The sequence below is a fragment of the Parvibaculum sp. genome (assembly GCF_049672805.1).
In the GTDB taxonomy this organism is placed as follows: Bacteria; Pseudomonadota; Alphaproteobacteria; order Parvibaculales; family Parvibaculaceae; genus Parvibaculum.
The window spans coordinates 1-4933 of the sequence record NZ_JBATWS010000380.1 but is presented as its reverse complement, the minus strand read 5'-3'; the positions used below and the strand labels follow the sequence as shown (position 1 = coordinate 4933).

General features: G+C 62.0%; 6 protein-coding genes. 5 read left to right on the top strand and 1 reads right to left on the bottom strand.

The features are described from left to right. On the bottom strand, positions 1–956 hold a 956-nt coding region (locus tag WBF74_RS11770; protein WP_424439968.1), incomplete at its 3' end, for a glycerate kinase type-2 family protein. A 20-nt stretch (positions 957–976) separates the two neighbouring features. Between WBF74_RS11770 and WBF74_RS11765 the strand changes: the two genes are divergently transcribed. The 5 genes from WBF74_RS11765 to WBF74_RS11745 all read left to right on the top strand — a co-directional run. After that, entirely contained in the window at positions 977–1774 is a 798-nt protein-coding gene (locus WBF74_RS11765; RefSeq protein WP_424439965.1) for an N-formylglutamate amidohydrolase, read from the top strand. A gap of 18 nt (positions 1775–1792) precedes the next feature. Next, positions 1793–2095 (top strand): DUF1244 domain-containing protein, encoded by a 303-nt coding sequence (locus tag WBF74_RS11760; RefSeq protein ID WP_424439962.1) that lies wholly within the window; start codon positions 1793–1795, stop codon positions 2093–2095. A gap of 125 nt (positions 2096–2220) precedes the next feature. Beyond that, positions 2221–2484 carry a DUF2312 domain-containing protein gene (locus WBF74_RS11755; RefSeq protein ID WP_424439959.1) on the top strand — a complete coding sequence of 88 codons (264 nt, stop codon included), beginning with the start codon at positions 2221–2223 and terminating at the stop codon, positions 2482–2484. Between the two features lie 99 nt (positions 2485–2583). Continuing rightward, a complete protein-coding gene (locus tag WBF74_RS11750) occupies positions 2584–4350 on the top strand; it encodes an alpha/beta fold hydrolase (protein WP_424439956.1) in 1767 nt (588 codons plus the stop codon). A 98-nt stretch (positions 4351–4448) separates the two neighbouring features. After that, positions 4449–4933: hypothetical protein (locus tag WBF74_RS11745; RefSeq protein ID WP_424439953.1), on the top strand; the 485-nt coding region annotated here is incomplete at its 3' end.

Below are 4933 nucleotides of genomic sequence, written 5' to 3'. Positions count from 1 at the left end.
CCTGAAATGATGGCGACACATCTGCCTTCGGCCTTTGCCTTCAAGGCGCGTGCGGCATGTTCTTCTGCGAGGGTGCGGGCTTCTCCCTCGATGCCATCACCCAGCGCCACGGGTTCATAACCTGCCGCCCGGGCAAGGGCTGCTGCAGCGCCGAGCGAGGCGCTGCCACTTGCAACGAGACGATATTGTGCGCGGGAGAAAATCTCGTCACCGGGCTTCGGCGTTTCGGGAAGGACTGCAATCCTGTCGCGTAACTCCGCCGGTATTGCTGGTTGCAGGCTGTCCAGTATGGCGAGCACGCGCGCTTTCGAGGTCGTGTCGGGAACGGTCGGGCCTGAGGCAATCGTGCTCGGGTCGTCGCCTGCCACATCCGAGATGGCGAGGGTCAGCGAGCGCGAGGGGTGGATCGCGCCTGCAAGCCTGCCTCCCTTGATGCGAGAGACATGTTTGCGAACGGCGTTGATGTCGCCAATCGGTTTGCCGGAAGCGAGCAGGGCGCGGGTGAGCAGGATTTCATCATCGAGTGTCAGGCCGGTCATGGGCTGCACGGTGAGTGCGGAGCCGCCACCGGACAGAAGCACCAGCACAAAATCTTCCGGCCCCGCCCATTCGGCAAGGCGGAGCAGGCGGCGTGATCCTGCTTCTCCCGCTGCATCGGGAATCGGATGGCCGCCTTCCAGCACCTCGACATATCGTGTCGGGCGGGCGTGGCCATAGCGGGTGAGGGCAAGGCCTTCGATGTGGGTTCCGGGATGGTGCGTGTCATACCAGTCCTCGGCTGCGGCTGCCATTGCGGCGGCGGCCTTGCCGATGGCGATGATGATGAGGCGCCCGTCTTTTGACGGAGGAGGCGGCGGCAGATGCGGCGGCAGGCAATGGGAGGGCAGCGCCTCGCGCACGGCGGCGTCATAAAGGCGTTTCAGCAGCGCCCTGCTTTGGGAGTCGTTCCGGGCCATGGCTCAGGTATAGTGCGGCCATGCACGAACCGCTACAGCCTGACGCCGCCACCCCACCGCCTTTCGAGCTAGTGAACCCGGAAGGGTCGCCGGATTTCCTCATTGTCTGCGATCACGCGTCCAATGCGCTGCCGCCTGGCTATGGTTCGCTCGGTCTGCCGGAGGCGGAGTTTGCGCGGCATATTGCCTGGGACATTGGCGCAGCGGGTGTTGCGCTCGGGCTTTCAGAGGCGCTTTCCTGCCCGGCGGTGCTGGCGCGCTATTCACGCCTGCTGATTGATCTCAACCGGGGTGAGGATGATCCGACGCTGGTGATGAAGCTGTCGGACGGGGCGATCATTCCCGGCAATCGCGATGTCGATCCTGACCATGATGCGGCGGAATTAGAGCATCGCATTCACACCTTCCATGCCCCTTACCATGCCGCCATTGCTGCGGCGCTCGCTCGCGCGCAAGAGAGCGGGGCCGTGCCCGTCATCGTGTCGGTTCACAGCTTCACGCCGCGCTGGCGGCAGTTTATCCGGCCGTGGGAGACAGGGCTGCTTTGGGATCGCGATGACCGGCTTGTCGGCCCGCTGATGGAAGGGCTTGAACAGGAAGGTTTCACCGTCGGTGATAACGAGCCTTATACGGGCCGCCTTCTCAATGACTGCATGTATCGCCACGGCACCGCAAACGGGCTGCCCCATGTGCTGATCGAGATCAGGCAGGATTTGATCGAGACGAAAGAAGGCCAGCGCGAATGGGCGGCGCGCTATGCGCGGCATCTTCGCGCCGCCGCCTCGCTGCCGGGTATCCGCGAGATACGCAAACCCTGACCGGAACGGGAGAAAGCCATGGATGACGCTACGCGCACTAAAGTTGAAGCCGCTGCCTTTCGTCACCTCGTCTCGCATCTCGGCGCACGACCGGATGTTCAGAATATTGATCTGATGATCCTTGCCGGTTTCTGCCGCAACTGCCTCGCTGACTGGTATCGTGAGGCGGCTGAGGAGAAGGGCGTCTCCCTGTCAAAGGATGAGGCGCGCGAGATCATTTATGGCGAGCCTTTTTCGGAGTGGAAGCGTAAGCACCAGCCGGAAGCAACGCCGGAACAGCTCGCAGCTTTCGAGGCAGCGCGCCGGAAAGGCCACGGATAGGGCCACCATCCCGTTTTCATCCACACCTCTATCCACAGCTTTCTTCGGTAACCATATTGCCCGCCTGCGCCCGGCTCTCTATCGTCGCGGCCCTCGCAGTCATTTGTACAAGTGGAGAGGCCATCATGGCGGACGGTAATACGCCTGCGACTACGGGCGGCGTCGCGCAGGACCAGCTGAGGTCCATCGTCGAGCGTATCGAGCGGCTCGAGGAAGAAAAGGCGGCCATCGCCAACGACATCAAGGAAGTCTATGCCGAAGCCAAAGGCAATGGTTTCGATACGAAGACGCTGCGTCAGGTGATCCGTTTGCGCAAGCAGGACAAGGCAGAGCGTCAGGAGCAGGAGGCGATCCTTGAGCTCTATCTGCATGCGCTCGGCATGATCTGATCCAAAGAGGGCTTGTTGTTTTCTCCCGATTGGCAATACTTGATGCCGGTGTGGTGAGGCGCTCCTCCCGGGGCGCGGCAGAGTAAACGGGAGAAACGCGTGAGGGCGAGTGATCCCGACGCGAAGCCGCAAACAATTCACAACGACAGTGGAGACCGGGCCGCGGCACCTGCCTCACGGTTCGGCGAGGCGGTGGATGCTGTCTATGGCTATGCTTCCGGTCAGTATAACTGGGAAGATCTGATCGAGTTTCTCGCACATCTCGATCACGACATAGAGAAGGGCGTCGCGCCGCCAAGCGTGCTTGCGGCAACGCTGGGCGCGCATCTGCGCCGCGCCGATGAGCTTGCAACGCGGCTTCATGCGGATATGGACGCGCCCGCCCCCGGATATGCGCTTCTTCTTCTCGATGCGGAACGGCGCGTGATCGCCTCCAACGAAGAAGGGCGCGCCTTCTTCTCTTCGATCTTTGCGCGGGTTGAGGCCGGAAAGCGGCTCTCTTTCCATGAGGAGGAACACGCGGTTCTCTTTTCTGATGCGCTCGCCGCGCTTGAGAAGAACGAACCGCCGGCTCCCGTGCTGCTGCGTTTTCTGGACGATGACGGCGAGACGAAATTACCCTGCTATCTCGCGCAGGGTGAGGCGCTTTCGGCGGCGATGCTGCGTGCGGCGGAGTTTGACGGGGAAGAGCATCCTCATTGTGCGCTCATTGCGGCGCCACCCGATGCGGGCACTCAGGTGCTGAATGTCTTTCGGCAGACGCTTGGCCTCACCCTCGCAGAAGCGCGGCTTGCGGCGCGGTTGCGGTTCGGCCTATCGCTCAAGGAAGCAGCGGCCGAGCTTGGTATCTCCGTCAACACGGCACGCAACCAGCTCAAATCCATCTTCGAGAAGCTGGGCGTCAATCGTCAGGCCGATCTTGTACGCCATCTGACGGAGCTTGCCGCGCTCGCCGCGCGAATACGGACGGGCCATCACAATGTGAGCGCGACCGTCACCGCAGCGGAGCGCCGCACGATTGTCTTGCCGGACGGGCGGCTGATTGCATTTCGTGATCTCGGCACGCCGGACGGGGTGCCGGTTTTCATCCTTCATCCGCTGGTGCAGTCGAGCCTGATGCGGCCGCAGGAAGCCGCGATGGCGGGTGAGTGCGGTGTGCGGCTTATCAGCGTCGAGCGTCCGGGCATCGGGCTTTCAACCTATGACCCGGAGGGCACCTACGCTTCCTTTGCAAATGATCTCGCCTCCGTTGCGGATGCGCTCGGCATAGGCAATTTCCATCTGATCGGCTGGGCGTCGGGTGCTCCCTATGCGCTCACGGCCGCGTCGCGGCTTGGCGCACGGGTGAGCCGCCTCGCGCTTGCGACGCCGCGTCTCAATTTCCGCTCGGACCTCGAAGCCACCTCGCCCATGCGGCAGTTTTTCGGAGGGCTGCGCCGCCATCCCTGGATTTTCGAGACGGTATTCTCGATCATGCGGGCGAAGCGTTCGCGCCGGATGCTGCGCCCCATGATCCGCAATTTCGTGGAAACATCAGAGCCGGACCGGCGCCTTTTCGAGCGTGACCCTGCGTTGCTTGATTGCTTTACCGACAGTCTCATTGAAGCAATCGATCGCTCGCATACGGGCATTGTGGCTGAACTCAACTTCTATGCGGCAGAGACACCAGCCGAGACATCCGGCCTCGCGCGGCCCCTGCTTGTCTGGCATGGCCTGGAAGATGAGATGAACAGCATCGCGGATGTGAAGCGTATGCTGGACGGCGCGCCGGTGGAGGCATTTCACGTCGTCGAGGGGCAGGGGCACATGGTCCTTTTCACGAATTTCAAGGAAGTGCTGACCCGGCTCGTTCATGAACCCCATTAACGGGCGTGATGCGCGATTTTATGGGATTCAATCTCTTCCGGCGCGTTATATTTCTCCGGGACGGGCTTTTGGTGGACAAGGCTTTCGGGGGATGATGCGTGTCCGGGCTGGGGTGGATCGACGACAAGCGGGGACGGGAGGAAGGCGGCGCGGCAATGCGTCCTGACCTCGCGGTCGCGCTTGATGCAATCTATGCCTACGCAACCGATCCTGAAAACTGGGAAGAGATGACGACGCTCCTTGCCTATCTCGATGCCGAGGAGGGCAATGAGGAGCTGCACACCGTTATCGAAGGGGTGCGTCAACATCTCACTCGGGCGGAGGCGCTGGCGCATCGCCTGCACGATATGCCGAGCAATGACCCGGACACGACCTATTGCTACATGGTCGTGACGCGGGATTTGCGGATCGCGGATATTTCACCGGCGGTCATTGCGATGCTGCATCCCTATTGCGGTCCGCTCGAAGCAGGACAGCGTCTGCATTTTCTTGAGCCGGAGAACACATCGCGCTTTCGCGCGCTCATGAATGAAGCGGGGAGCGGAAAGGCGGCTGGCGAGAGGCTTTCTCTGCTGCGTCTCGT

Excerpts from the sequence above, each read along its gene's own strand:
- WBF74_RS11765 (WP_424439965.1), top strand. The coding sequence starts at position 977 with ATGCACGAACCGCTACAGCCTGACGCCGCCACCCCACCGCCTTTCGAG.
- WBF74_RS11760 (WP_424439962.1), top strand. The coding sequence starts at position 1,793 with ATGGATGACGCTACGCGCACTAAAGTTGAAGCCGCTGCCTTTCGTCAC.
- WBF74_RS11755 (WP_424439959.1), top strand. The coding sequence starts at position 2,221 with ATGGCGGACGGTAATACGCCTGCGACTACGGGCGGCGTCGCGCAGGAC.